The organism is Pseudomonas sp. BN607 (assembly GCF_029871175.1).
Taxonomy (GTDB): domain Bacteria; phylum Pseudomonadota; class Gammaproteobacteria; order Pseudomonadales; family Pseudomonadaceae; genus Aquipseudomonas.
The window spans coordinates 168,873-194,781 of sequence record NZ_SSOE01000022.1 but is presented as its reverse complement, the minus strand read 5'-3'; the positions used below and the strand labels follow the sequence as shown (position 1 = coordinate 194,781).

25 protein-coding genes are annotated in these 25,909 nt (G+C 62.4%); 9 read left to right on the top strand and 16 right to left on the bottom strand.

Annotated elements, in window-relative coordinates; translation table 11 throughout:
• Window positions 1-155: 155 nt before the first annotated feature.
• Together E8E68_RS03880 and E8E68_RS03875 are read right to left on the bottom strand one after the other, a co-directional pair.
• On the bottom strand, window positions 156-1,304 hold the full coding sequence (locus tag E8E68_RS03880) for an FAD-dependent oxidoreductase (RefSeq protein WP_280339796.1): 1,149 nt from the start codon (window positions 1,302-1,304) through the stop codon (window positions 156-158).
• Window positions 1,305-1,320: 16 nt separating this feature from the next.
• Window positions 1,321-1,488 carry a rubredoxin gene (locus E8E68_RS03875; protein WP_110743431.1) on the bottom strand — a complete coding sequence of 56 codons (168 nt, stop codon included), beginning with the start codon at window positions 1,486-1,488 and terminating at the stop codon, window positions 1,321-1,323.
• A 123-nt stretch (window positions 1,489-1,611) separates the two neighbouring features.
• Between E8E68_RS03875 and E8E68_RS03870 the strand changes: the two genes are divergently transcribed.
• Together E8E68_RS03870 and ubiA are read left to right on the top strand one after the other, a co-directional pair.
• On the top strand, window positions 1,612-2,169 hold the full coding sequence (locus tag E8E68_RS03870) for a chorismate lyase (protein ID WP_280339793.1): 558 nt from the start codon (window positions 1,612-1,614) through the stop codon (window positions 2,167-2,169).
• The gene (gene ubiA, locus E8E68_RS03865) at window positions 2,169-3,059 is read left to right on the top strand and encodes a 4-hydroxybenzoate octaprenyltransferase (protein WP_110743433.1); all 891 of its coding nucleotides are present in this window, start codon (window positions 2,169-2,171) and stop codon (window positions 3,057-3,059) included. Before E8E68_RS03870 ends, ubiA begins: the two co-directional genes overlap by 1 nt.
• A 56-nt stretch (window positions 3,060-3,115) precedes the next feature.
• Here the strand turns inward: ubiA and E8E68_RS03860 are convergent, their stop codons facing one another.
• Window positions 3,116-3,484 carry a hypothetical protein gene (locus tag E8E68_RS03860; protein ID WP_110743434.1) on the bottom strand — a complete coding sequence of 123 codons (369 nt, stop codon included), beginning with the start codon at window positions 3,482-3,484 and terminating at the stop codon, window positions 3,116-3,118.
• A 173-nt stretch (window positions 3,485-3,657) separates the two neighbouring features.
• Between E8E68_RS03860 and phoB the strand changes: the two genes are divergently transcribed.
• The 3 genes from phoB to E8E68_RS03845 all read left to right on the top strand — a co-directional run bounded on the left by phoB (window position 3,658) and on the right by E8E68_RS03845 (window position 7,217).
• Window positions 3,658-4,347, top strand: coding sequence for a phosphate regulon transcriptional regulator PhoB (phoB, locus tag E8E68_RS03855; RefSeq protein WP_003253341.1), 690 nt, complete (start codon window positions 3,658-3,660; stop codon window positions 4,345-4,347).
• Between the two features lie 48 nt (window positions 4,348-4,395).
• Window positions 4,396-5,703, top strand: coding sequence for a phosphate regulon sensor histidine kinase PhoR (gene phoR, locus E8E68_RS03850; protein WP_280339792.1), 1,308 nt, complete (start codon window positions 4,396-4,398; stop codon window positions 5,701-5,703).
• A 173-nt stretch (window positions 5,704-5,876) separates the two neighbouring features.
• Window positions 5,877-7,217 carry a hemolysin family protein gene (locus E8E68_RS03845; protein ID WP_110743436.1) on the top strand — a complete coding sequence of 447 codons (1,341 nt, stop codon included), beginning with the start codon at window positions 5,877-5,879 and terminating at the stop codon, window positions 7,215-7,217.
• Window positions 7,218-7,248: 31 nt separating this feature from the next.
• Here E8E68_RS03845 and E8E68_RS03840 read toward each other — a convergent pair whose 3' ends face one another.
• From E8E68_RS03840 to E8E68_RS03805, 8 genes are all read right to left on the bottom strand, one after another.
• Entirely contained in the window at window positions 7,249-8,145 is an 897-nt protein-coding gene (locus E8E68_RS03840) for a peptidoglycan DD-metalloendopeptidase family protein (protein WP_266032140.1), read from the bottom strand.
• A 140-nt stretch (window positions 8,146-8,285) separates the two neighbouring features.
• Entirely contained in the window at window positions 8,286-9,182 is an 897-nt protein-coding gene (locus tag E8E68_RS03835) for a response regulator (protein ID WP_280339790.1), read from the bottom strand.
• A 162-nt stretch (window positions 9,183-9,344) separates the two neighbouring features.
• The gene (gene phoU, locus E8E68_RS03830) at window positions 9,345-10,115 is read right to left on the bottom strand and encodes a phosphate signaling complex protein PhoU (protein WP_110743438.1); all 771 of its coding nucleotides are present in this window, start codon (window positions 10,113-10,115) and stop codon (window positions 9,345-9,347) included.
• 93 nt (window positions 10,116-10,208) lie between these two features.
• Window positions 10,209-11,042, bottom strand: coding sequence for a phosphate ABC transporter ATP-binding protein PstB (gene pstB / locus E8E68_RS03825; protein WP_110743439.1), 834 nt, complete (start codon window positions 11,040-11,042; stop codon window positions 10,209-10,211).
• 72 nt (window positions 11,043-11,114) lie between these two features.
• On the bottom strand, window positions 11,115-12,731 hold the full coding sequence (gene pstA, locus E8E68_RS03820; protein WP_280339845.1) for a phosphate ABC transporter permease PstA: 1,617 nt from the start codon (window positions 12,729-12,731) through the stop codon (window positions 11,115-11,117).
• A 71-nt stretch (window positions 12,732-12,802) separates the two neighbouring features.
• Entirely contained in the window at window positions 12,803-15,091 is a 2,289-nt protein-coding gene (locus E8E68_RS03815; protein WP_280339789.1) for an ABC transporter permease subunit, read from the bottom strand.
• A gap of 139 nt (window positions 15,092-15,230) precedes the next feature.
• Complete coding sequence (locus E8E68_RS03810; RefSeq protein WP_280339788.1) at window positions 15,231-16,229, bottom strand: phosphate ABC transporter substrate-binding protein PstS; 999 nt, start codon at window positions 16,227-16,229, stop codon at window positions 15,231-15,233.
• A 168-nt stretch (window positions 16,230-16,397) separates the two neighbouring features.
• Window positions 16,398-17,687 (bottom strand): MFS transporter, encoded by a 1,290-nt coding sequence (locus tag E8E68_RS03805; RefSeq protein ID WP_280339787.1) that lies wholly within the window; start codon window positions 17,685-17,687, stop codon window positions 16,398-16,400.
• Between the two features lie 360 nt (window positions 17,688-18,047).
• On the opposite strand from E8E68_RS03805, the gene E8E68_RS03800 reads away from it, so the two are divergent.
• Window positions 18,048-18,446, top strand: a complete 399-nt coding sequence (locus tag E8E68_RS03800) for an acyl-CoA thioesterase (protein ID WP_003253317.1) — start codon at window positions 18,048-18,050, stop codon at window positions 18,444-18,446.
• Window positions 18,447-18,518: 72 nt separating this feature from the next.
• Entirely contained in the window at window positions 18,519-19,415 is an 897-nt protein-coding gene (locus tag E8E68_RS03795) for a D-hexose-6-phosphate mutarotase (protein ID WP_280339786.1), read from the top strand.
• Between the two features lie 57 nt (window positions 19,416-19,472).
• Here E8E68_RS03795 and E8E68_RS03790 read toward each other — a convergent pair whose 3' ends face one another.
• The 5 genes from E8E68_RS03790 to E8E68_RS03770 all read right to left on the bottom strand — a co-directional run bounded on the left by E8E68_RS03790 (window position 19,473) and on the right by E8E68_RS03770 (window position 23,085).
• Window positions 19,473-20,006, bottom strand: a complete 534-nt coding sequence (locus tag E8E68_RS03790) for a DUF3299 domain-containing protein (protein WP_177410704.1) — start codon at window positions 20,004-20,006, stop codon at window positions 19,473-19,475.
• A gap of 48 nt (window positions 20,007-20,054) precedes the next feature.
• Window positions 20,055-20,300 carry a GlsB/YeaQ/YmgE family stress response membrane protein gene (locus E8E68_RS03785; protein WP_010955824.1) on the bottom strand — a complete coding sequence of 82 codons (246 nt, stop codon included), beginning with the start codon at window positions 20,298-20,300 and terminating at the stop codon, window positions 20,055-20,057.
• 96 nt (window positions 20,301-20,396) lie between these two features.
• Window positions 20,397-21,479 (bottom strand): 5-(carboxyamino)imidazole ribonucleotide synthase, encoded by a 1,083-nt coding sequence (locus E8E68_RS03780; RefSeq protein WP_280339784.1) that lies wholly within the window; start codon window positions 21,477-21,479, stop codon window positions 20,397-20,399.
• A 10-nt stretch (window positions 21,480-21,489) separates the two neighbouring features.
• Window positions 21,490-21,981 carry a 5-(carboxyamino)imidazole ribonucleotide mutase gene (gene purE / locus E8E68_RS03775; protein WP_003253304.1) on the bottom strand — a complete coding sequence of 164 codons (492 nt, stop codon included), beginning with the start codon at window positions 21,979-21,981 and terminating at the stop codon, window positions 21,490-21,492.
• A 171-nt stretch (window positions 21,982-22,152) separates the two neighbouring features.
• Window positions 22,153-23,085, bottom strand: coding sequence for a LysR substrate-binding domain-containing protein (locus E8E68_RS03770; RefSeq protein ID WP_177410705.1), 933 nt, complete (start codon window positions 23,083-23,085; stop codon window positions 22,153-22,155).
• A gap of 182 nt (window positions 23,086-23,267) precedes the next feature.
• Here E8E68_RS03770 and aspA point away from each other — a divergent pair, with 182 nt between their 5' ends.
• Both aspA and E8E68_RS03760 read left to right on the top strand, forming a co-directional pair.
• Window positions 23,268-24,692: an aspartate ammonia-lyase gene (gene aspA, locus E8E68_RS03765; protein WP_110743606.1), complete on the top strand. Its 1,425-nt coding sequence runs from the start codon at window positions 23,268-23,270 to the stop codon at window positions 24,690-24,692.
• A 178-nt stretch (window positions 24,693-24,870) separates the two neighbouring features.
• Window positions 24,871-25,863 (top strand): AraC family transcriptional regulator, encoded by a 993-nt coding sequence (locus tag E8E68_RS03760; RefSeq protein WP_266032131.1) that lies wholly within the window; start codon window positions 24,871-24,873, stop codon window positions 25,861-25,863.
• Window positions 25,864-25,909: the final 46 nt, after the last annotated feature.

The window sequence follows — 25,909 nt, the reverse complement described above, 5'->3', positions numbered from 1 at the left end:
ATGCCGTGCTGCCTCTGGGAGCAGCGCTCAAGGCACCGCAGGCTCTAATCTGCGGCAGACGGGAGTGAGAATGGCACGAGCTCAGGGGCCGCGCCAGTATCTGGGCGGCCATTGTGCAGTCAACAACAGGATAAATCCGACAGAACGCGCGCTATTTACGCCATTACCGGTGGTAACTGGCGATTAAGTGCCAGCTTTTCCATGACAGCTGCCCCGGTCAGGGCGTAGCCCAGCAATTCGCCGTCGGCGCCGTAGCAGAGCACTTTGAGGTCACTGCCCTGCCCCTCTACCTGCCAAGTACCTTCTTGGCCCGGCGGCGGCGGCGAAACCACCAGCGGACAAGCCGGGGTCTTGACGGTAATCGGCATCGGCCCGTAGGCCACCGCCGTCGGTTTGCCGGCCAGGGTTTGCGCCAACGCCCGGGCGCAGCTCATCAGCGGCATCACATACAGCAGGTTGATACCCTCGACCTCGGCACAGTCGCCGAGGGCGAAGATGTTGGCGTGGGATGTACGCAGCTCGCGGTCTACGCTGACGCCACGATGGGTCTGCAAGCCGGCCGCGGCGGCCAGGTCGATGCGCGGGCGCAGGCCGATGGCCGACACCACCAGGTCGCAGGCAATCACGCGGCCATCCGACAGGTGCGCCTCCAGCCCTTGGGCCACCTGCTGCAGGCGGGTCAGCACAGGCCCCAGGTGGAAGCGTACACCCAGGCCTTCGAGACCGCCCTGCACCGCCACCGCAGCGGCCGGGTGCAGCAGGGTCGGCATGATCTGTTCGCAGGGCGCCACCACGTCTACCTGGAAGCCGCCCAGGCTCATGTCGTTGGCGAATTCGCAGCCGATCAGGCCGGCACCGAGAATGAGCACGCGTTGTTTGCCGACAGCGGCGGCGCGAAAGCGAGCGTAGTCCTCCAGATCGTTGATCGGGAACACCAGATGGCTGCCATCGCCCTCGATTGGCACCTGTACGGTCTGCGCCCCCCAGGCCAACACTAGGTCGCGGTACTCCACAGCCTCTTCGCCGATCCATAGACGCTTATGGCCTGGGTCGATGCCGCTTATGCGGGTATGGGTGCGGATCTCGGCGTTCAGTTGCTCGGCCATGACGCCCGGCTCGGCCATGCACAGGCCATCGGCGTCCTTCTGCTTGGCATAGCCCATCGAAAGCATGGGCTTGGAATAGGACCGCCCGTCGTCAGCGGTGATCAGCAGCAGCGGCGTTTGTGCATCGAGCTTGCGAAACTCACGAGCCAGGTTGTAGCCCGCAAGGCCGGTACCGATGATTACCACAGGGGACGTCATGTCGTGCTTGCCTCGCTTAGCCGATGGAGATCATTTCAAAGTCGCTTTTGCCGACGCCGCAGTCGGGGCACAGCCAGTCGGCTGGCACATCTTCCCAACGGGTGCCGGGGGCGATGCCGTCGTCGGGCCAGCCTTCGGCTTCGTCGTAGATCAGGCCACAGACAATACATTGCCACTTTTTCATCGGGTCTTTTTCCTCGGTTGGGGGCTGAAGCTTGGCTTTGTAGCGGCCCTGTCCCTAGTATGCAAGCAGTCGGGGCAATCATGCTAAGCTCGCCGCCTCTCTGGTTGTAACAAGCAGACTGACGTGTCGTACGAATCCCCGCAAGCAGCCGCTGTCGCGTGGCTGCCGTATTCGCAGCTGGCGACCGACATCGACCAGCCCACCCTTGACTGGCTGTTCGACGAAAGCTCGCTGACCCGCCGCCTGACTCGCCTGTCCCTTGACCACTTCTCGGTCACCCCGTTGTTCGAGGGCTGGCAGCCGTTGCGCGATGACGAGTGCCAGGCGCTGGGTATCGTTACCGGCGCCGAAGGCTGGGTGCGTGAGGTGTACCTTCGCGGCCACGGCCAGCCTTGGGTATTCGCCCGCAGCGTGGCCAGCCGCAGGGCGCTGGAGCGCGGCGGGCTGGACCTCGAAACCCTCGGCAGCCGCTCGCTGGGCGAGTTGTTGTTCTGCGACCAGGCGTTCATCCGCCACCCGCTCGAAGTGTGCAGTTATCCACAGGCCTGGCTGCCGCCTGAAGCTGCGCATCCAGCACTGTGGGGCCGTCGCTCGCGCTTCGAGCGTGACGGCCTGGACCTGTTGGTGGCTGAAGTGTTCCTGCCGGCATTGTGGCAAGCGGCCAAAGAGGATAACCGCTGATGTACCTGCACCTGCTCAAGTCGCTCAACCGCCTGCACCCGCGGGCCTGGGACTTCGTTCAGCTAAGCCGCATGGACCGCCCGATTGGCATCTACCTGCTGCTGTGGCCCACCCTGTCGGCGGTGTGGATTGCCGGCAACGGCTCCCCCACCTTGGCCAACGTGCTGATTTTCGGCCTAGGCGTGGTACTGATGCGCGCAGCCGGCTGCTGTATCAATGACTTTGCCGACCGCAAGGTGGACGGCCACGTCAAGCGCACCGCCGACCGCCCCCTGGCCAGTGGCCGGGTGCGGCCACGCGAGGCGCTGGCGCTGTTCGCGATCCTGGTCGGGGTGAGCTTCCTGCTGGTGCTGTGCACCAACAGCCGCACGGTGTGGCTGTCGTTCGGCGCGGTGGCCCTGGCGTTCTGCTACCCGTTCATGAAGCGCTACACCTATTACCCGCAGGTGGTGCTTGGGGCGGCGTATTCCTGGGGCATCCCCATGGCCTTCACGGCTGCCGGCGGCGAGCTGCCGGCCAGTGCGTGGCTGCTGTACATCGCCAACCTGCTGTGGACAGTGGGCTACGACACCTACTACGCCATGGTCGACCGGGATGACGACCTGAAGATTGGTGTGAAATCGACCGCCATTCTGTTCGGCGATGCCGACCGCACCATCATCCTGACTTTGCAGTTGCTGTCGCTGGGCTGCCTGTTGCTGGCGGGTAGCCGCTTCGACCTCGGGGGCTGGTTCCACCTGGGGTTGCTGGGTGCGGTGGTGTGTTTTGCCTGGGAATACTGGTCGACGCGCAAGCTGGATAGAGAGTCGTGCTTCAAGGCGTTTCTGCACAACCACTGGGCCGGGATGCTGGTGTTCATCGGGGTGGTGCTGGACTACGCGTTGCGCTGACAGATCAACCTTGTGGAAGCGGCTTCACCCGCTCCCACAAGGTTACGCGGGGATGTTCAAGGCTTGGCGACGTGCCAGACGTCCTTCATGCCGTCACCGGTCATGTCGCCGGCCTTCTTGTCCTTGATGAAGGTGTACAGCGGCTTGCCGTCGTAGGCCCACTGCATCGAGCCGTCGTCGCGTTCGATCTGCGTCCACTTACCCTCGGCCTTTTCGCCAGCCGTCACCTTCAATGGCGGCCAGTTGGTAGCGCAATCGCCATTGCACATCGACTTGCCGCCCGCATCCTTGTCAAAGGTGTACAGCGTCATGCCGGCAGAATCGACCCACATGCCGTCCTTCTCCATGGCATGGTGGGCCGAGGCCACCCCCGGGAGCGCCAGCGCAGTGAAAAGGGCCATCCAGCTCAGCGTATGTCGTGTCATTGGATTCACCATTGTTTCGGGGGGAAATGAGTTCGAGTTGCCACAACTGCGGCCTTCTGTAGCCTAGTCCAGTCACGGAATGTCGCCAGAACGGCCAACACCCTGTCACACAGCTGCAATAATTCCGTTATCTAATGCGGGCCAAGACACCGAATCCAGGAGAGGTTTTGAGCATGGTTGGCAGGAACATTCTGATCGTCGACGACGAAGCGCCTATTCGCGAGATGATCGCCGTTGCCCTGGAAATGGCCGGCTATGACTGCCTGGAAGCGGAAAACTCCCAACAGGCCCACGCGATCATCGTCGACCGCAAGCCGGACCTGATCCTGCTCGACTGGATGCTGCCGGGCACCTCTGGCATCGAGCTGGCCCGCCGTCTCAAGCGCGACGAGCTGACGGGCGACATTCCTATCATCATGCTCACCGCCAAAGGTGAGGAAGACAACAAGATCCAGGGCCTGGAAGTGGGCGCCGACGATTACATCACCAAGCCGTTCTCACCGCGCGAGCTGGTCGCACGCCTGAAAGCCGTGCTGCGCCGCACCGGCCCGAGCGACAGCGAAGCACCGATCGAAGTCGGCGGCCTGCTGCTCGACCCAATCAGCCATCGCGTGACCATCGACGGCAAGCCGGCCGAGATGGGCCCCACCGAATATCGCCTGCTGCAGTTCTTCATGACCCACCAAGAGCGCGCCTACACCCGTGGCCAGCTGCTCGATCAGGTGTGGGGCGGGAACGTGTATGTCGAGGAACGTACGGTCGACGTGCACATCCGACGCCTGCGCAAGGCGTTGGGTGAAGCCTACGAAAATCTGGTACAAACCGTCCGGGGCACTGGCTACCGCTTCTCGACCAAGAGCTGATCGGGCTCAAGAGCGCCAAGCTGCACGTCGTTGTACAAGGACCGTCAATTGAACCAGAACTGGCATGCGACCCTGATTCGCCACCTGCTGCTGCTGATTACCGTCTGCCTGATTGGCGGGCTGGTCAGCGGCTACTATGGTTGGAGCCTGGCCATAGGCCTGGCGCTCTACCTGGGCTGGACCCTCAAGCAACTGCTGCGCCTGCATGACTGGCTGCGCAACCACCAGCCCGATGAGGCGCCGCCCGACGGCTACGGCCTGTGGGGCGAGGTTTTCGACAGCATCTACCACCTGCAACGCCGGGATCAGCGCGTGCGCGGCCGCCTGCAGGCAGTGATCGACCGGGTGCAGGAGTCCACCGCCGCGCTGCGTGATGCAGTGATCATGCTCGACAGCGACGGCAACCTGGAATGGTGGAACCGCGCCGCCGAAACCCTGCTGGGCTTCAAGACCCCGCAGGACGGTGGTCAGCAAGTGACCAACCTGGTGCGCCACCCGCGCTTCAAGGAATACTTCGAGGCAGAGAACTACCTCGAACCGCTGGAAATCCCTTCGCCGATCAACGACCGCATGCGGGTGCAGCTGCACATCACCCGGTACGGCAACAACGAGCACCTGATGCTGGTGCGCGATGTCACCCGCATCCACCAGCTGGAACAGATGCGCAAGGACTTCGTCGCCAACGTGTCGCACGAGCTGCGCACGCCGCTGACGGTGATCACCGGCTACCTGGAAACCCTGCTCGACAACGTCGAAGACGTGAACCCGCGCTGGGGCCGCGCCCTGCAGCAGATGAGCCAGCAAGGCTCGCGCATGCAAACGCTGCTCAACGACCTGTTGCTGCTGGCCAAGCTGGAGGCCACCGATTACCCGTCGGACAACCAACCGGTGGCGGTCGACACTCTGCTCGCCTCGATAATGAATGACGCCCAGGCCCTGTCCGGGCCGCGCAACCAGCGCATCACCCTGGAGGCCGCCCCCGGGATAAAACTCAAGGGCAGCGAGTCGGAGCTGCGCAGCGCCTTTTCCAACCTGGTGTTCAACGCAGTCAAGTACACCCAGGACGAAGGCAATATCCGTATCCGCTGGTGGGCCGATGCCCAGGGCGCGCACCTGTCTGTACAGGATTCGGGGGTTGGCATCGATGCCAAGCACCTGCCACGCCTGACCGAGCGCTTCTACCGGGTGGATTCCAGCCGTGCTTCGAATACCGGCGGGACCGGGCTGGGGTTGGCGATCGTGAAGCATGTGCTGATGCGCCACCGTGGCAAGCTGGAAATCAGCAGTGTTCCAGGGCATGGCAGCACCTTCACCTGTCACTTTTCGCCAGCACAATTGGCCAACGGCAAGGCTTGAGAGGGGCGCTGCCGCGCAGCCCTTCGCGGGCCCGCCCACTCTCACAGAGGCCGCAACAAAGCCATCACCCTTTGCTTTTGCGGCCCCAGCCGCTACATTGAACCCCCTGTGCCAGCTTGAGCTGGCACTTTTTTTCTCCCTATATCAAAGACGGACCCCGTAAAAACTCCATCATGGACCCTTCCCCTGGTATCAGCCTCACCTCGTTATTCGCCGATTTCGGCATGATCATCTTTGCCTTCCTGCTGGTGCTGCTCAACGGTTTCTTCGTTGCCGCCGAGTTCGCCATGGTCAAGCTGCGCGCCACGCGTGTAGAGGCCATCGCCGAGCAGCATGGCTGGCGCGGCAACATCCTGCGCAAGGTACACAACCAGCTGGACGCCTACCTCTCAGCTTGCCAGCTGGGTATCACCCTCGCCTCGCTGGGCCTGGGCTGGGTCGGTGAACCGGCGTTCGCCCACCTGCTCGAGCCGCTACTGGCGTACTTCGGTGTCGACTCGCCCGAGCTGATCAAAGGCGTCTCGTTCTTCGTCGCCTTCTTCGTCATTTCGTACCTGCACATCGTGGTCGGCGAGCTGGCGCCAAAATCCTGGGCCATTCGCAAGCCAGAGCTGCTGTCGCTGTGGACCGCTGTGCCGCTCTACCTGTTCTACTGGGCAATGTACCCGGCCATCTACCTGCTCAACGCCAGCGCCAACACCATCCTGCGCATTGCCGGCCAGGGCGAGCCTGGCCCGCATCACGAGCACCACTACAGCCGCGAAGAACTGAAGCTGATCCTGCACTCCAGCCGTGGCCAGGACCCAAGCGACCAAGGTATGCGTGTGCTGGCTTCGGCAGTGGAAATGGGCGAGCTGGAAGTGGTCGACTGGGCCAACTCGCGCGAGGACATGGTCACTATCGATGCCCAAGCGCCGCTGAAGCAGATCCTGGCCTTGGTGCGCCGCCACAAGTTCAGCCGCTACCCGGTGTACGACGCCGAACGTGAGGAATTCACCGGCCTGCTGCACATCAAGGACCTGCTGCTGGAACTGGCAGAACTCGAGCACTTGCCCGAAACCATCGACCTGGATGACCTCGCCCGGCCACTGGAGCGTGTATCGCGGCACATGCCGCTGGCCCAGCTGCTGGAGCAGTTCCGCAAGGGCGGCGCGCACTTCGTGCTGGTGGAGGAAGCCGACGGCAAGGTGATCGGCTACCTGACCATGGAAGACGTGCTGGAAGTGCTGGTGGGCGACATTCAGGACGAGCACCGCAAGACCGAACGCGGCATCCTCGCCTACCAGCCAGGCAAGCTGCTGGTGCGCGGCGACACGCCATTGTTCAAGGTCGAGCGCCTGCTGGGGGTCGACCTGGACCACATCGAAGCGGAAACTCTGGCGGGGCTGGTCTACGAGACCCTCAAGCGCGTGCCTGAGGAAGAGGAAGTGCTGGAGGTCGAAGGGCTGCGCATCATCATCAAGAAGATGAAGGGGCCGAAGATCGTGCTGGCCAAGGTACTCAAGCTGGATTGACGGTCAGGGGCTGCTATGCAGCCCCAAAACCTCAAGGGTTGCCCGCAGTAAAGTCCGGCAAGCCGCTGATCGGCCTGTCGAACCGGTAAGGTATCGACTCCAGCGCCAACCCCACGTTGCGCTGCACCACGAAATGCAAGTGCGGACCGGTGCTGTTGCCGGTATTGCCCGATTTGGCCAGCGTCTGCCCCTGCCGCACCCGCTGCCCCTCCGTCACCACCACTGATCCACGCATCAGGTGCAGGTACACGCCCATGGTGCCGTCCGCGTGCAGGATTCGCACAAAGTTGCCCGACGGATTGGGCTCACGCCCGCTCTGGCTATTTTGCGTCTTCACCACCACGCCTTCCCGCGCCGCGATAATCGGCGTGCCTTCCGGCATTGCAATATCCATGGCATAGCGCCCTTTGGGCCCAAAATGGCTGACACGGCCATTAGGGCCCTGGGTGACACGGAATGGCCCGCCCACCCACGGAAACGCATAGCGGAAGCCCTGGGGCCGCCTGCCGGGGTCACCCATGGCCTGCAGCAGAGTCGAACGGTAGTTCAGCAGCAGCCCGGGCCGGCCCCTGAGCACACTGAGCAGCTGCGTGGTGCGTGGCGGCAGCAGCCTACGCACGATCCGTGGGGCATCGCCGCCCTGGGCATTCACCAGGTTGTCCAGGCGCAACTCGACCTCCACCGGCACATGCAGCTCATTACGGGCCGAGAAGCTGACACCACCTTGAAAGGTTTTCGCGTTCAGCAGCACCTGGCCCTCCAGCGTCTCGGTCATGGGCTCGAGCAGGACCAATGGCTTGGCGCCCGGGCCGGGCCGGTCGGAATAGGAGATCACACCGGATTCGTCAGTGATCTTGTAAAGCGTCACACCCAGGCTCGACGCCGAGGCCATGAGCAATGCACAGAACAGCAGCAGGCGCGCGGGCATGATAGTGGCTTTTTGACAGTTATGATCTGTCGAAGCCTAGCAGCGGGTTTTGTGGCAGGTATTGCAGTTGGTCGGATGGCAGCGGCGCGAGCTTCCGACCAACTGCAATAGCGGCCACAAAACGCGGCGTGAAGCTGGGGTCAGGCGCCGGGGGTGAAATGCTTCTGCGCAGTGCCACGGGCAATCAGCCGCGACAGGTAGTCGAGCTTTTGCGCATCCTGGTCGACGAATTTGAACGTCAGCTGCAGCCAGTCGCTGTCCGGCTTGGGCTCCAGCGCTGCAACGGCATGCAGGTAACCGTTCAGGCGGGCAACCTCAGCGTTTTCCCCTTGCTCCAGGTCCAGTACCGCGCCTTCCAGCACCTGTGGCAGCACTTCACCACGACGCACCACCAGCAGCGCCTCCTTCAAGCTCAGCGCCTTGATCACGCAAGGCTGGGTGCCACTTGCCAGGCGCAACTGGCCTTGGCCACGGCCGCTCGGCGCAGCGGCAGCAGGTGCCGGCGCACTGACGGGGGGCCTGGCAGACGCCGCTGCTGGTGCAGGCGCTGCAACCTTGACCGCTTGCGGTTTGCCGGCAGTCAGTGCATTCAGCGAATCGTTGGCGAACGCCGGGTTGGCCCGCGCCGGACCGATGGCCATCAGGCTGTCGAGCTTGCCAATCTTGCTCAAGGCCTTTTTCACCTTGGTCAGCAACTGCTCGTTGGTGAACGGCTTGCCGACAAAGTCGGAAACACCCGCCTGAATCGCCTGGATGACGTTTTCCTTGTCGCCACGGCTGGTCACCATGATGAACTGCAGGTTCTTCAGCTCAGGCTGCTGGCGGCACCAGGTGAGCAGTTCCAGGCCAGACATCTCCGGCATTTCCCAATCGCACAGGACCAGGTCAAACGCTTCCTTGCCGAGCAGGGCCATGGCCTTGCGGCCGTTGACCGCATCGTCGATCGCCATGCCCGGGAAGGCATTGCGCAGGCACTTGCGGACCAGGTCACGGATAAACGGGGCGTCATCCACGACCAGCACATTCACTTTACTCATCGATACTCCTTCTGAACCCGACTAGCCTACTGCCAAATACTGGCCATTTGCTACAACCTGGTCACGCCGGGACTTCATCACATTGTTCGCGGGTGCCTGCCGGCTCTCGACCGCAAACGAAAACGCCCGGCCAAGGCCGGGCGTCGATGCTCGGGAGCAACCTTACTTATCGTCAGATTCACCGGAAACATTAGCCTTTTCGCCGTCGGCGATCGCAGTACCCTGCACCTCGGCAGTCATCCGCTTAAGCCCCATGTGGCGCACGTCGGTGCCGCGCACCAGGTAGATCACCAGTTCGGAGATATTGCGCGCATGGTCGCCAATCCGCTCCAGCGAGCGCAGCACCCAGATTACGCTGAGTACCCGCGAGATCGAACGCGGGTCTTCCATCATGTAGGTCACCAGCTCGCGCAGCGCGGTCTTGTACTCGCGGTCGATGGTCTTGTCGTACTGAGCCACCGACAATGCCAGGTCGGCGTCGAAGCGGGCAAAGGCGTCCAGCGCATCACGGACCATGTTGCGCACCTGGTCGCCAATGTGGCGGACCTCGACGTAGCCGCGCGGCGACTCGCCTTCTTCGCACAACTGGATGGCGCGACGGGCGATCTTGGTCGATTCGTCACCGATGCGCTCAAGGTCGATCACCGACTTGGAAATGCTGATGATCAGGCGCAAGTCAGAGGCCGCCGGCTGGCGACGGGCGAGGATGCGCAGGCATTCTTCGTCGATGTTGCGCTCCATCTGGTTGATCTGCTCGTCAACCTCGCGCACCTGCTGGGCCAAACCCGAATCAGCTTCGATCAGCGCGGTAACCGCGTCGTTGACCTGTTTTTCCACCAGCCCGCCCATGGCCAGCAGGTGGCTGCGCACTTCTTCCAGCTCGGCGTTGAACTGCTGGGAAATATGATGGGTAAGGCTTTCTTTGTTGATCATCGTTTCGCTCCGCGAACAAGCTGCAAGCTTCAAATAATTCGTCTTGTACCCTGTGGGTGCGGGCATGCCCCACCCACCGGGGCCGCAGGGCTGCTAGCCGTAGCGACCGGTAATGTAGTCTTCGGTCTGCTTCTTCGCCGGGTTGGTGAACAGGGTGTCGGTATCACCGAATTCGACCAGTTTGCCCATGTACATGAATGCGGTGTAGTCCGAAACACGGGCCGCCTGCTGCATGTTGTGGGTAACGATGACGATGGTGTACTTGGATTTCAGTTCGTAGATCAGCTCTTCAACCTTCAGGGTCGAGATCGGGTCCAGCGCCGAGCACGGCTCGTCGAGTAGCAGTACTTCCGGCTCAACGGCAATGGTGCGGGCGATGACCAGACGCTGCTGCTGGCCACCAGAAAGGCCCAGCGCCGATTCGTGCAGGCGGTCCTTGACCTCGTCCCACAAGGCCGCGCCCTTCAGCGCCCACTCGACCGCTTCGTCAAGCACGCGCTTCTTGTTGATGCCCTGGATACGCAGACCGTAGACCACGTTCTCGTAAATGGTCTTGGGGAACGGGTTGGGCTTCTGGAACACCATGCCCACGCGGCGACGCAATTCGGCCACGTCCTCACCCTTGCGGTAGATGTTGTTGCCGTACAGGTTGATGGCGCCTTCCACGCGGCAGCCGTCAACCAGGTCGTTCATGCGGTTGAAGGTGCGCAGCAGGGTCGACTTGCCGCAGCCGGACGGCCCGATGAAGGCGGTCACGCGTTGCTTGGGAATGTTCAGGCTGACGTCGAACAGGGCTTGCTTGTCGCCATAGAACAGGCTCAGGCCCGGCACTTCGATGGCCACGGTTTCTTCGGCCAGGCGCAGGCCCTGCTTGTTGCGGCCCAGGGCAGACATGTCGATGCCATGGGTGTTGGAATCTTGCTGCATGGTCAACTCCATACGCTATCAAGTCGTTTCAAAGGGCCGCCCGGCCTGCGGGCGGCACGCATGCAATCAGGGTCAGCTGTCCAGCGCCTTGTACTTCTCGCGCAGGTGGTTCCGGATCCACACCGCCGAGAGGTTGAGGGCTGCAATCACCAGTACCAGCAATAGCGCCGTGGCATAGACCAGCGGCCGCGCGGCTTCGACGTTGGGGCTCTGGAAGCCGACGTCATAAATGTGGAAGCCCAGGTGCATGATCTTCTGGTCCAGGTGCAGATACGGATAATTACCGTCCACCGGCAGTGACGGCGCCAGCTTCACTACCCCCACCAGCATCAGCGGCGCCACTTCACCGGCGGCGCGGGCCACGGCGAGGATCATGCCAGTCATCATCGCCGGGCTGGCCATGGGCAAGACAATCTTCCACAGCGTCTCGGCCTTGGTTGCACCCAGCGCCAGCGAGCCTTCACGCACGGTGCGTGGAATACGCGCCAGGCCTTCTTCGGTGGCGACGATCACCACCGGCACCGCCAGCAGTGCCAGGGTCAGCGATGCCCACAGCAGGCCCGGGGTCCCCAGGGTCGGCGCCGGCAGCGCTTCGGGGAAGAACAGGCGGTCAATCGAGCCGCCCAGCACGTAGACGAAGAAGCCCAGGCCGAACACGCCGTAGACGATCGCCGGCACACCCGCCAGGTTGTTCACGGCAATACGGATCAGCCGGGTTACCGGCCCTTGCCTTGCGTACTCACGCAAGTAAACGGCAGCCAGCACACCGAACGGGGTGACGATTACGGCCATGATCAGGGTCATCATCACGGTCCCGAAGATGGCCGGGAAAATACCGCCCTCGGTGTTGGCTTCACGCGGGTCGTCGCTGAGGAATTCCCAGACCTTGCCGAAGTAGGTGCCCAACTTGGAGAACGCCGACATGCCGTTCGGCTGAATAGCATGCACCACCTTGCTCAGGTTGATTTCCACCTCACGGCCATTGCCATCCCGGGCCACCAGGCTGTCGCGGGAGAATGCCTGGTGCAGGCCGGTCAGGCGGTCTTCGATAGCCTTGTAGCGGCTGTTCAGTTCGGCACGGTCGGCGTCCATGTCGGCCTGGGCGGCGGCGTCCAGCTTGCCGTCCAGCTCCAGCTTGCGCGCTTGCAGGCGCAGGCGCTCAAGGCCATGGTTGATGGCACCGATGTCCTTCTTCTCCAGCTGCTGCAGCTCGTTGTTGAGCTGGTTGGCACGCTTGAGCCGGGCCTGCAGTTCGTTCCAGGCAGCGGGGCCTTCGGCAACCACACGGCCTTGTTCCTTGACGCTGACCAGGTAGCCATAGAAGTTGCCCCACTCACGGCGCTCGAGGGCCATCAGGTCGGCCGGACGCTGTTCGTCCACCAGCCAGTCGCCGACCACCCAAGTGAAATCGCTGCCGTTGAGGTCGCGGTTACCTACCTTGATCAGCTCGCGGGTCATGAACTCCGGGCCCTGGTCCGGTACCGGCAGGCCGGCGCCTTTCAGACGGGCACGGGGTACATCTTCCTTTTGCACTACTTCGCCGATGACGACGTGGTCAGCCTGGCCTGGCACCTTGTAGGTGGCCTGGACCAGGTCAGCTGGCCAGAAGTGGCCCAGGCCGCGCACGGCGATGACCGCCAGCAGGCCGACGGTCATGATCACCGCCATCGCCACCGCACCGCCGCTCATCCAGACGCCTGGGGCGCCGCTCTTGAACCAGCCTTTGAGGGAAGCCTTTTTCACGGATCGCTACCTTTCTATCAAAGCGACGAGTATTTCTTGCGCAGACGCTGGCGAATCAGCTCGGCCAAGGTGTTCATGATGAAGGTGAACATCAGCAGCACCAGCGCGGCCAGGAACAGCACGCGATAGTGGCTGCCGCCGACTTCCGATTCGGGCATTTCCACGGCCACGTTGGCGGCCAGGGTGCGCATGCCCTCGAACAGGTTCATCTCCATCACCGGGGTGTTGCCGGTGGCCATCAGTACGATCATGGTCTCGCCCACCGCACGGCCCATCCCGATCATCAGCGCCGAGAAGATCCCCGGGCTGGCGGTGAGGATGACCACGCGGGTCAGGGTCTGCCAGGGCGTCGCACCCAGCGCCAGCGAGCCCAGGGTGAGGCTGCGCGGCACGCTGAACACGGCGTCTTCGGCGATGGAGTAGATGTTGGGAATAACCGCAAAGCCCATGGCGATACCCACCACCAGGGCGTTTCGCTGGTCGTAGGTGATCCCCAGGTCATTGGTAATCCACAGACGCATGTCGCCACCGAAGAACCAGCTTTCCAGATGCGGGCTCATGGTCAGGGCGAACCAGCCGGTGAACAGGATGACCGGGATCAGGATCGCCGCTTCCCAGCCGTCCGGCACGCGCAGGCGAATCGATTCTGGCAGGCGGGTCCAGGTAAAGCCGGCCAGCAGAATGCCGAACGGCATCAGCAGGAACAGGCTGAACACACCTGGCAGGTGGCCTTCCAGGTAGGGGGCCAGGAACAGGCCGGCAAAGAAGCCAAGGATCACCGTCGGCATCGCTTCCATCAGCTCGATCACCGGCTTGACCTTGCGACGCATGCCGGGGGCCATGAAGTAGGCGGTGTAGATAGCGGCAGCGATGGCCAGCGGAGCCGCGAGGATCATCGCGTAGAACGCGGCCTTGAGGGTACCGAAGGTCAGGGGCGACAGGCTCAGCTTGGGCTCGAAGTCGGTGTTGGAAGCGGTCGATTGCCAGACGTATTTAGGCTCGTCGTAGTTCTCGTACCAGACCTTGCCCCAAAGCGCGCTGAAGGAGATTTCCGGGTGCGGGTTACGCAAGCTCAGCGGCAGCAGCTTGCCGCCTTGTTCGATGATGATGCGGTTGGCGCGTGGCGACAGGGCAAGGATGCCAGGGCCCTCGGCAACCGGTTCGACCAGCAGGGTACGGTGCGCGGTGCTGTGGAACACACCCAGCTTGCCCTCGGCGTCGAGGGCGATGAAGCCCTTGCGGCGCTCTTCGGCGTCGATCTGCACGACTGGCGCCTTGCCCAGCTGGAAGGTACGGATCTGTTTGAAGCGCGATTCGCCATCCGGGTCGCGGGCCATGAACCACTGGGCCAGGCCACCCTTGGAGTCACCGATGATCAGCGAGATACCACCCACCAACTGGCCGGTGGCGGTGACTTCGGTGTCTGCACTTTCGGACAGTTTGTAGCGGCCGTTAAGGCTCTTGTCGCGCAGGCTGAATACATCGGCCGTGGCACGGCCGTTGATCACGTAAAGCCACTGCTGCCGCGGGTCGATGAAGATGTTCTTCACCACTTCGGTCATCTGCGGCAGGACGATGCGGTTCTGCTCGGTGGTGACCTCTTCGGTCATCATGTTTTCGCTACGGGTCAGTTCCAACACCTGCAATTGCGCACCAGTGGAGCCGGCCAGCACCAGGGTGTCGCCATTGACGTTGACGCTGACGTGTTCCAACGCACGCCCCTGCTCGTCGAGCACGAACGGCTGCTCGCCGTACGGGTAGTCGATGTTGGCGGTGATGGTCTTCTTGTTGTCCGGGTAGGTGATCTTGTAGGTGTGGTGGAACACCAGCGCCTGACCGTTGGACATGCCCAGCACCACCAGAGGGCTGCCAGGCTGGTCGGCACTGATCGAGGTGACCTGGGTGCCCGTTGGTACCGGCAGGTCAACACGCTTGAGCTCGTTACCGGTCTTGGTATCGAAGAACAATGCCTGGCCCTTGTCCGAAACCCGCATGCCCACCAGGTTCTGCTCTTCGAGCGCGATCATCAGCGGCTTGCCAGCGTCCTGCTGCAGCCAGGTCGGCTCCAGGGCTTTCTTGCTGGTCAGCTCGGCACCCTGGAACAGTGGCAGCACCACATAGGCCAGGTAGAAGAAGATCAGGGTGATGGCCGCCAATACGGCAAGCCCGCCCACCAGCACATACCAGCGGGTCAGGCGATCCTTGAGCGCACGCATGCGGCGCTTGCGTTGCAACTCGGGCGTATTGAAATCAATGCGCACGGGCTGGGAGTTTTGGGTCATGTTGGAATTGGCCAGATCATTCATGCGCACACCCTAGCGGTCCCGTGTGACAAAAACATTACAAAGTGGTGACGCGCGAAAGCCCGCCGCACAGGATACCTGGCTTCGGACCGGAACATCGTGGAAGAGGCCGGGCAGCGGCGCCGGCCTCCTCTTCAGTTACTTACTTCTTTGCAACGTTACCGGCATGCGACAGGCCCAGGTCAGCCAGGGTCTTCTCGACAACTTTAGCCGGCAGCGGGATGTAGCCATCCTTCACCACGACCTGCTGGCCAGCTTGCGACAGCACCAGCTTGACGAACTCGGCTTCCAGCGGGGCCAGAGGCTTGTTCGGGGCCTTGTTGACGTACACGTAGAGGAAACGCGACAGCGGGTAAGAGCCATTCAGGGCGTTGGTTTCGTTGTCTTCGACGAACTCGCCGCCTTCTTTCTTGGCCAGGGCTACGGTCTTGACGCTGGCAGTCTTGTAACCGATGCCCGAGTAGCCAATGCCGTTCAGCGAGGAGCTGATCGACTGCACGACCGAAGCCGAGCCAGGCTGTTCGTTGACGTTAGGCTTGAAGTCGCCTTTGCACAGGGCTTCTTCCTTGAAGTAGCCGTAAGTGCCCGATACCGAGTTGCGGCCGAACAGCTGGATTGGCTTGTTGGCCAGGTCGCCGGTCACACCGGCATCACCCCAGGTCTTGATCTCGGCCTTGCCACCGCACAGGCGGGTGGAGGAGAAGATGGCGTCTACCTGAGCCATGGTGAGGCCCTTGATTGGGTTGTCCTTGTGCACGAACACGGCCAGGGCGTCGACGGCAACCGGGATGGCGGTCGGCTTGTAGCCGTACTTCTGCTCGAAAGCCTGCAGCTCGACGTCCTTCATCTTGCGGCTCATCGGGCCGAGGTTGGCAGTGCCTTCGGTCAACGCAGGTGGCGCGGTCGAGGAGCCGGCAGCCTGGATCTGGATGTTTACGTTCGGATATTCCTTCTTGTAGGCCTCGGCCCACAGAGTCATGAGGTTCGCGAGGGTGTCGGAACCGACGCTGGAGAGGTTGCCCGCAACACCGGTGGTCTTGGTGTAGGTCGGGATCGCAGGATCGACAGCGGCTACCGCGTTGGCGGTTGCAACGCCAGCGGCGGCAATTGTGAGGGCCGCCATCAAACGCTTCAGTTTCATGCCTTGCTCCTAGCAGGAATTTGGGGGTGCTGGATGGAACGGGCCCAAGTATCGGCAGGCCGCATGAATACAATATGACCTGATTGTGACAAATGGATGAAAGGCCATCACTGAAGGCAGGTCTGCCCTCTTCGCGGCTTTAGCCGCGAAGAGTAGCCGTAACGCAGATCAGCGCTTGTTGGCGAGCAGGTACAGGCCCACGGCCAGACCAACGGCACACAGGCCTGCCACGTAGTAGGCAGGCGCCATCGGGCTTACTTTCAGCAGCGCGGTCACCACCATCGGCGTCAAACCACCGAAGATTGCGTAGGCCACGTTGTACGAGAACGACAGCCCGCTGAAGCGTACCGCCGCGGGGAATGCCTTGACCATTACATAAGGCACCGCGCCGATCACGCCGACGCACAGGCCGGTCAGCGCGTACAGCGGGAACAGCAGCTCGGGCTGGGTCGGCAGGCTGTGGTAGAAGGTCCAGGAGCTGGCCAGCAACAACAGGCTGCCGATCACGAACACTCGGCCCGCACCAAAGCGGTCGGCCAGGCTGCCGGCACCAATACAACCGAAGCTGAGCAACACGATGGCCAGGCTGTTGGCCTTGAGCGAGTCGGTCGCGCTGATGTGGTAGAAGCTCTGCAGCAGCGCCGGGGTCATCAGGATGACCACCACGATGCCGGCTGAAAGCAGCCAGGTCAGCAACATCGACAGGATGATCGGGCCACGGTGGTCGCGCAGCACAGCGCGCAGCGGCAGCTCCTCGGCCAGTGCCTTGCGTTGCTGCATTTCGGCGAACACCGGGGTTTCGTGCAGCCAACGGCGCAGGTACACCGAGAACAGGCCGAACACACCGCCAAGCAGGAACGGAATACGCCAGGCGTAGTCAGCCACTTCTTCCGCGCTGTACACGCTGTTGATCAGGGTCGCTACCAGCGAGCCCAGCAGGATGCCGGCAGTCAGGCCAGCGGTCAGAGTGCCGCAGGCATAGCCGGTGTTGCGAGCCGGCACGTGCTCGGAGACGAACACCCATGCGCCCGGTACTTCACCGCCAATTGCCGCACCCTGGATCACGCGCATCAGCAACAGCAGGATCGGTGCCCACATGCCGATCTGCGCATACGTCGGCAGCAAACCCATGATCAGGGTCGGCAGGGCCATCATGAAGATGCTCAGGGTGAACATCTTCTTGCGACCGAGCAGGTCACCGAAGTGGGCCATGATGATGCCGCCTAGCGGCCGCGCCAGGTAACCGGCGGCGAAGATCCCGAACGTTTGCATCAGCCGCAGCCACTCCGGCATGTCGGCCGGGAAGAACAACTTGCCCACCACCGTGGCAAAGAACACGAAGATGATGAAGTCGTAGAACTCCAGCGCGCCGCCCAGGGCGGACAGTGAGAGGGTCTTGTAGTCGCTGCGGGTCAGCGGCCGCGAGGGCTGCTCGATACTGCTCGGCACGGAAGTCATCGCTCGTTGTTCTCTTTGTAGGGCATGCAGGCCGCTTGGCGCGCGGCTTCTGAATTGGTAGACAGGCGAAGATAGCAAATTGCCGAGCCGCGCTGAAAGCGATACAAAATCCCTACAGATATTCATGAATGTGCGGTCGTCGCTGGCCGTTATGCTCTATATACTGGGGATTCGTAGGAAAAGGTGGCTGCTAGTGTGGGATGTTGTGCGAAAACGTCGGTCTTGATGTCAGACGGTTTCGCAGAGTTTCCCTACGGCCGCCCAGTGAAACGAAATCGGCGTAGTATGTTTCAAGCTGAATCGTTTACCCGGCCTTTGCGCCACACCAACGAAAGCGTCACGGGTCAGAGGCCCCATCGCATGATTGAGCTCGAACAAGAAGATCCTATCCCGCAAGGCGACCTGGCCTTGCAGATCACCGCGCTGCCGCGCGAGACCAACGGCTTTGGCGACATCTTCGGCGGCTGGCTGGTTGCCCAGATGGACTTGGCCGGCACTGCCATGGCCAGCCGCGTCGCCGGCGGCCGCGTGGCGACCGTGGCCATCGACCGCATGGCCTTTCTGGTACCGGTTGCGGTAGGCGCGCAGCTGTCGTTCTATACCCAGACGTTGGAAATCGGCCGCAGCTCGATCCAGATGATGGTCGAGGTGTGGAGCGACGACCCACTGTCCAGCGAATGGCGCAAGGTCACCGAAGCGGTATTCGTCTTCGTCGCCATCGACGGCAGTGGCCGCACCCGCTCCGTGCCTCGTCGCTGAGCCACGCCGGCGGTAAACTCATTGGATGAGCCAGGGTCCAAGGCCTTCTGGCAATACAATGAGACGAATGCAATGGCTACCTTCCAGGTCGTAACCGAGCAACATGGCGAACTGAACTGCTGGCGTATCAGCAGCGACCGCGCCGAACTCCTGATCGCCCAGCAGGGCGCGCAGATCCTCAGCTACCAGCGGGTCGGCGAGCCGCCGCTGCTGTGGCTGAGTGACCAGGCGATCTTCCGCGAGGGCAAGTCGGTCCGTGCCGGTGTGCCGGTGTGCTGGCCGTGGTTCGGCAACCTGCAGCGCAACCCCCAGGCCGTTCAGGCTATGTACCACGGCGAACAGGCGCCTGCTCACGGGCTGGCGCGCTCACGTGACTGGCAGCTGCTGGGTATCGAGGAAGCGGGCGAAAACCTACGCATCGAATTCAACCTCCCAGAAGCCCAAGGCCACCTGCCCGGCTGGCCGCACAATGTGGAGCTCACGCTGGTAGTGGAGCTGGGCGAAGCGTTGGCGCTGAAACTCACAAGCCGCAACATGGGCGATAGCCCGGTGACCATCAGCCAGGCCCTGCACAGCTACTTTGCCGTCAGCGATGTGCGCCAGGCGCGTATCGAAGGGGTCGAGGGGCTGGACTACATCGAGACTTTGGCCGACTGGGAGCAGCGCCAGCAGCAGGGGGCACTCGAGTTTGCCGGGGAGACGGACCGGATCTACCTCGACACCCCGCAAACGCTGAGCATTGTCGACCCGCATTGGAGCCGCCGTATTACCTTGACCAGCAGTGGCTCGCGCTCGGCGGTGATCTGGAACCCTTGGACCGATCGGGCCAGGGCATTGGCGGACATGGCTGATGATGGCTGGCAGCGGATGCTGTGCATCGAGACGGCGAATGTGTGGAATGACCTGGTGGACTTGAAGCCTGGGGCGAGTCATTCGCTGGGCGTCCAGATCGGTTGTGAAAATATCTGAGCCCTGCACTTTGCCGGCCTCTTCGCGAGCACGCCTGCGAAGAGGCCGGGCCAATTATCAGAGGTCAGCGTCCTCCACCACCCTCACTTTCCCCGCATCGAGTGCATAGGCCGCGTCGGCCAGGTCATTGCTTACTTTTTCCACCTTCAGCTTGCCGCTGACCCATAGCGGGGTGTAGATGTCATCGATCTTCAGGCCTTTCGGGTAGCGCACCAGTACCAATTGGTTGGGCGGCGGTGGCGGCACATGGATGCACGCACCCGGATACGGCACCAGGAAGAACAATGTGCTGTTGCCCTTGGCGTCACTCTCCAGCGGCACAGGGTAGCCACCCAGACGGATGTCCTTGCCATTCATGGCCGGAACGGTCTTGGTCGAGTACATCACCGCGGGCAGGCCCTTGCTCTGCTTGAGCCCACCCTTGGCGGTGAAGGTGCCCATGGCTTCCGGCGAGTTGTGATCGATTTCGGGCATTTGCTCGAGCGCCTTCTGGTCCGACTTCGGCATCAACTCCAGCCAGTCGGTTTCGGGCAGTTCGGCATGGGCCAGGGTACTGGCCAACAGCAGGGGGATAAGAAAAAAGGCACGCATGGCAATGCTCGGCAACTCGGGTGAATTGCCGGGCATTCTAACCAGTATTCAGCGTTTCTTGATGAATCCGTAGATCACCAGAAGGACAACGGCACCGACCAGCGCGCCAAAGAAGCCCGCCGCCTGCCCGGCCTGGTAAATGCCCAAGGCCTGGCCGCCATAGGTGGCCAACAGGGAGCCGGCGATACCCAGCAGGATGGTCATGATCCAGCCCATGCTGTCGTCGCCCGGCTTGATGAAACGGGCCAGCAGGCCGACGATGAGGCCGATGAAAATGGTTCCAATGATGCCCATGGCAATCCCTCTGCAGTGAATATGAAACAAGCCGAAGCCTAGACAGCACTTCGGCTTGTTGCCATTTCAGAGGGCATGGCGCATGTAGAAGTTCGATCAGTTGCTGATCAGGGCCTCTACTTCGGAAATCTTGAGCTCGAGGGTGGCCATGTCACGGCAGCGCAGGGTGGCGTGGCCAACCTTGCGGCCGACCTTGAAGGCCTTGCCGTAGTGGTGCAGGTGGCAGTCATCGATGGCGACAACCTGCTCCACCGCCGGCACTTCGCCGATGAAGTTCAGCATCGCGCTCTCGCCCACCTTGGCAGTCGAGCCCAGCGGCAAGCCGGCAACGGCGCGCAGGTGGTTCTCGAACTGGCTGCACTCGGCGCCTTCGATGGTCCAGTGCCCGGAGTTATGTACACGCGGGGCGATCTCGTTGGCCTTCAGGCCGCCGTCGACTTCGAAGAACTCGAAAGCCATCACGCCCACATAATCCAGCTTCTGCAGCACACGGCCGACGTAGTCTTCGGCCAGGGCCTGCAGCGGGTGTGCCTGGCTGGCCACCGACAGGCGCAGGATGCCGCTCTCGTGGGTGTTGTGCACCAGCGGGTAGAAGCGGGTTTCGCCATCACGGGCACGCACGGCCACCAGCGATACTTCGCCAGTGAACGGCACGAAGCCTTCCAGCAGGCACGGGACGCTGCCCAGTTCGGCGAAGGTGCCTACCACGTCTTCTGGCGTGCGCAGCACCTTCTGGCCCTTGCCGTCATAGCCCAGGGTGCGGGTTTTCAGCACGGCCGGCAGGCCGATGCTGGCCACCGCAGCGTCCAGGTCTGCCTGGGAGAGGATGTCCGCAAAGGCTGGGGTGGGGATACCCAGGTCGCGGAACATGCTCTTTTCGAACAGGCGGTCGCGGGCAATGCGCAACGCTTCGGCGCTGGGGTACACCGGCACGAACTGCGAGAGGAAGGCCACGGTCTCGGCCGGGACGCTTTCGAACTCGAAGGTGACCAGGTCGACCTCGTCGGCCAACTGGCGCAGGTGGTCCTGATCGCCATAGTCGGCACGCAGGTGCTCGCCCAGGGGCGCCGCGCAGGCGTCCGGTGCCGGGTCGAGGAAGGCGAAGTTCATGCCCAGCGGAGTACCCGCCAGGGCCAGCATGCGGCCCAGCTGGCCGCCACCGATTACACCGATCTTCATGGGTTGAGCCTCAAGCCTGGCGCGGGTCTGGATTATCCAGCACGGTGTCGGTCTGTTCCGTGCGGAACTGCTTCAGTGCCGCGTGGTACTGCGGATACTTGGCGCCAAGGATGCTGGCCGACAGCAGCGCTGCGTTGACCGCGCCGGCACGACCGATGGCCAGGGTGGCAACTGGCACACCGGCGGGCATCTGCACGATCGACAACAGCGAATCGACGCCCGACAGCATCGACGACTGCACCGGCACACCCAACACCGGCAGGTGGGTCTTGGCGGCGCACATGCCTGGCAGGTGGGCTGCGCCACCGGCACCGGCGATGATCACCTCGATGCCACGGCCCTCGGCCTCCTCGGCATACTGGAACAGCAGATCCGGGGTGCGGTGGGCAGAAACCACCTTCACTTCGTAGGGAATGCCGAGTTTTTCCAGCATATCGGCGGTGTGGCTAAGGGTGGACCAATCGGACTTGGAGCCCATGATCACGCCAACCAGTGCACTCATCGTCGAGCCTCTTCGCTTGTGCGCCCTTGGGCGCGTCAAAAAACAACAAGCCACGCGGGACGACCGGCGTGGCTTGTTTGCTGATCAGAACCGGACACATCCGGTCGAAAGGCCGCGCAGTATACCGTAAGGTGGTGCGTTTAAGGCACCCCGGCGACCAACTGTCGCCCCTTATTTTTCGGGGCTTTGACTGACTTTTGGGTCAACCGCTGCGGCACCCTCGAGCTTGCGCCACAACAGCCTGACGTTGGCCTTGCGCACCAGCGCGCAGCGGTACAGGCGGATTTCCAGCGGCACGTGCCACTGGCTGCCGCCACAGATCGCCAGTTCGCCCCGCTCAAGTTCGCCCCGCATCGACAGGCGCGGCACCCAGGCGATACCCATGCCTTCCAGCGCCATGCTCTTGAGACTGTCGGCCATGGCGGTTTCATAAACGGTGGTATAGCGCAGGTTGCGCTGGCGCAGCAGCAAGTTGACCGAACGGCCGAGGAAGGCGCCAGCGGAATAGGCCAGCAGCGGCACGCTGCCCTCACCTTCCAGGTCGAACAATGGCTTGCCGTCATCATCCACGGCGCACACCGGCAGCATCTCGGTGTTGCCCATGTGCAGCGAGGGGAAGATCTCGGCGTCCATCTGCAAGGCTGCATCCGGGTCGTAGAACGCCAGCATCAGGTCGCAGCCCCCTTCGCGTAATGCATGCACGGCATCTCCTACGTTGGTCGCAACCAGGCGGGTGGCGATGTTCAACCCGTCGTGGCGCAACTGAGCCACCCATCGCGGGAAAAAGCCCGATGCCAGGGAGTGTGCCGCGGCGACCTGCACCACTTCGCCTTGGCCACCTTCAAGGTGATGCAAATGACGCAGAATTTCGCCCAACTGGTCGACAACGGTACGTGCTGTGACCAGAAACAGCTGCCCGGCCTCGGTCAGTTCGATCGGCGTGCGGGAACGATTCACCAGTTGCAGGCCCAAGGCCGCTTCAAGGCTGCGAATACGCCGGCTGAAGGCCGGTTGGGTGACGAAACGCCGCTCTGCCGCCTGGGAAAAACTGCGGGTAGCGGCCAGCGCGCTGAAGTCTTCCAGCCATTTGCTTTCGAGGTTCACAAAGCACATCTCCCGGCGTGCACCAAAATGGAACACGTTCGAATGTCAATTGGCGTCACATGAAACACTATGCCGTTTGTGCATAGGTTAGCGTGCAACAGCATTGGCCGCAAAATCACCTTCAGGCCTAGGATTGGCGCCATTCCGGCATGTGCCGGGTCAAAATCGAGATGATATACATCATGTCCTCCGCTGCATCGTTCCGCGTCGAAAAAGATTTGTTGGGCACCCTTGAAGTTCCTGCTGATGCTTACTACGGCATCCAGACACTGCGCGCTGCCAACAACTTCCACCTCTCCGGTGTTCCGCTGTCGCACTACCCGAAACTGGTAGTCGGCCTGGCGATGGTCAAGCAGGCCGCTGCTGACGCCAACCGAGAGCTGGGGCACCTGAGCGATGCCAAGCATGCTGCCATCAGCGCTGCTTGCGGTCGACTGATCAAAGGCGACTATCACGAGCAGTTCGTGGTCGACATGATCCAGGGTGGTGCAGGTACTTCCACCAACATGAACGCCAACGAAGTCATTGCCAACATCGCGCTGGAGGCCATGGGCCACCAGAAGGGTGAGTACCAGTACCTGCACCCGAACAACGATGTGAACATGGCGCAGTCGACCAACGACGCCTACCCGACTGCTATCCGTCTGGGCCTGCTGCTGGGACACGACGCCCTGCTGGCCAGCCTCGACAGCCTGATCCAGGCCTTCGCTGCCAAGGGTAAAGAGTTCGACCACGTACTGAAAATGGGCCGTACCCAGCTGCAGGACGCGGTGCCAATGACCCTGGGCCAGGAATTCCGTGCCTTCGCCACCACCATGACCGAAGACCTGCAGCGCCTGCGCTCGCTGGCTCCGGAACTGCTGACCGAAATCAACCTGGGCGGTACCGCCATCGGCACCGGCATCAACGCCGACCCTGGCTACCAAGCCCTGGCCGTACAGCGCCTGGCAATCATCAGCGGCCAGCCGCTGGTACCGGCTGCCGACCTGATCGAAGCCACCTCCGACATGGGCGCTTTCGTGCTGTTCTCGGGCATGCTCAAGCGTACTGCGGTCAAGCTGTCGAAGATCTGCAACGACCTGCGCCTGCTGTCCAGCGGCCCGCGTACCGGCATCAACGAGATCAACCTGCCAGCGCGTCAGCCAGGCAGCTCGATCATGCCAGGCAAGGTCAACCCGGTTATCCCGGAAGCCGTGAACCAAGTGGCCTTCGCCATCATGGGCAACGACCTGGCCCTGACCGTCGCCGCCGAAGGTGGCCAGCTGCAGCTGAACGTGATGGAGCCGCTGATCGCCTACAAGATCTTCGACTCGATCCGCCTGCTGCAACGCGCCATGGACATGCTGCGCGAACACTGCATCGTCGGCATCACTGCCAACGAACAGCGCTGCCGTGAACTGGTCGAGCACTCGATCGGCCTGGTCACCGCACTGAACCCGTACATCGGCTACGAAAACGCCACCCGTATCGCCCGCGTTGCCTTGGAAAGCGGCCGCGGTGTGCTGGAACTGGTACGCGAAGAGAAGCTGCTGGATGAAGAGATGCTTAACGACATCCTGCGTCCCGAAAACATGATCGCTCCACGTCTGGTTCCGCTGAAGGCGTAACCCGGCTGCTGCACACTGTCTCACCAGGTTAAGGGACTAGACACCTCTCAACCTTTCAAGGCCCGAGCCAATGCTTCGGGCCTTTTTTTTGCCTGATGGATTGTCGGCCCGGTTAGCGACCGGAATTACGGCACACTACTTGCTCCGTAATGCATCCCAAGCAAAGGGATTACCCAGCATGCTGCACAGCCACCTGACCACCCTCAACGCGGTTTCGCTGATCCTCAACGTCTTCCAGGCAGACGGTTGCGAGGCTTCGGCGCTGTTGGCCGGCAGCGGCATCGGCCCGGCAGACCTGGGGCTTGCCGATGCGCGCATCACTACCCAGCAGGAACTGCAGGTGTGCGCCAATGCCGTGGCCCGGCGCGAGGACATCGGCCTGGAACTGGGCCAACGTATGCATGTGTCGTGCTACGGCATGCTCGGTTACGCCTTGCTCTCCAGTGCCACTTTGGGTGACGCCCTGAGCCTGGCGTTGCAGTATCCGGCACTGCTGGGAACAGTCTTCAAGCTGCGCTTGCGCGACGATGGGCAGCGCGTGTGGTTCAGCGCCAGCGATTATCACGACAGCCCGGCGCTGAGCGCTTTCAACGCCGAATTCTGCCTGGTGTCGTTGAAGGTTATCTGCGACGACCTGCTCGGCCGCCCACTACCACTGCTGGGGGCCCGCTTCGAACACCCTCGCCCGGGTTACCATATGCGCTATGCCGGTGCTTTCCAGTGCCCCGTAAGTTTCGCTGCCGAGGACAACGCCTTCGCTTTCGAAAGGCGCTGGCTAGAGACGCCGTTGCCGCTGGCCGACCCGATCACCCACAAGGCCATGAGCGAACGCTGCCGACGCCTGAACCTGGAGTTCACCGGCCGGCAGGCCTGGCTGGGGAAAATTCGCCAACTACTGGCGCAACAACTGGACGCGGCCCCGGGGCTGGAAGGGCTGGCGCGGCAGATGAACTGCTCGTCGCGCACCCTGCGCCGGCATTTGCAGGCGCAGGGCTGCAGTTATCAACAGTTGCTGGATGAACTGAGGTTCGAGCGGGCCAAGCAGTTGCTGGCAGACGAGCAGATGCCGATCTACCGGATTGCCGAGACCTTGGGGTTCAGTGAAACAGCCAGTTTTCGGCATGCCTTCCAGCGCTGGAGCGGCGTGGCGCCCAGCCATTTTCGCGGTTGACCTGTTGCGCTCCCTTCGCGTGCGAGCCCGCGAAGGGGCCGGCACA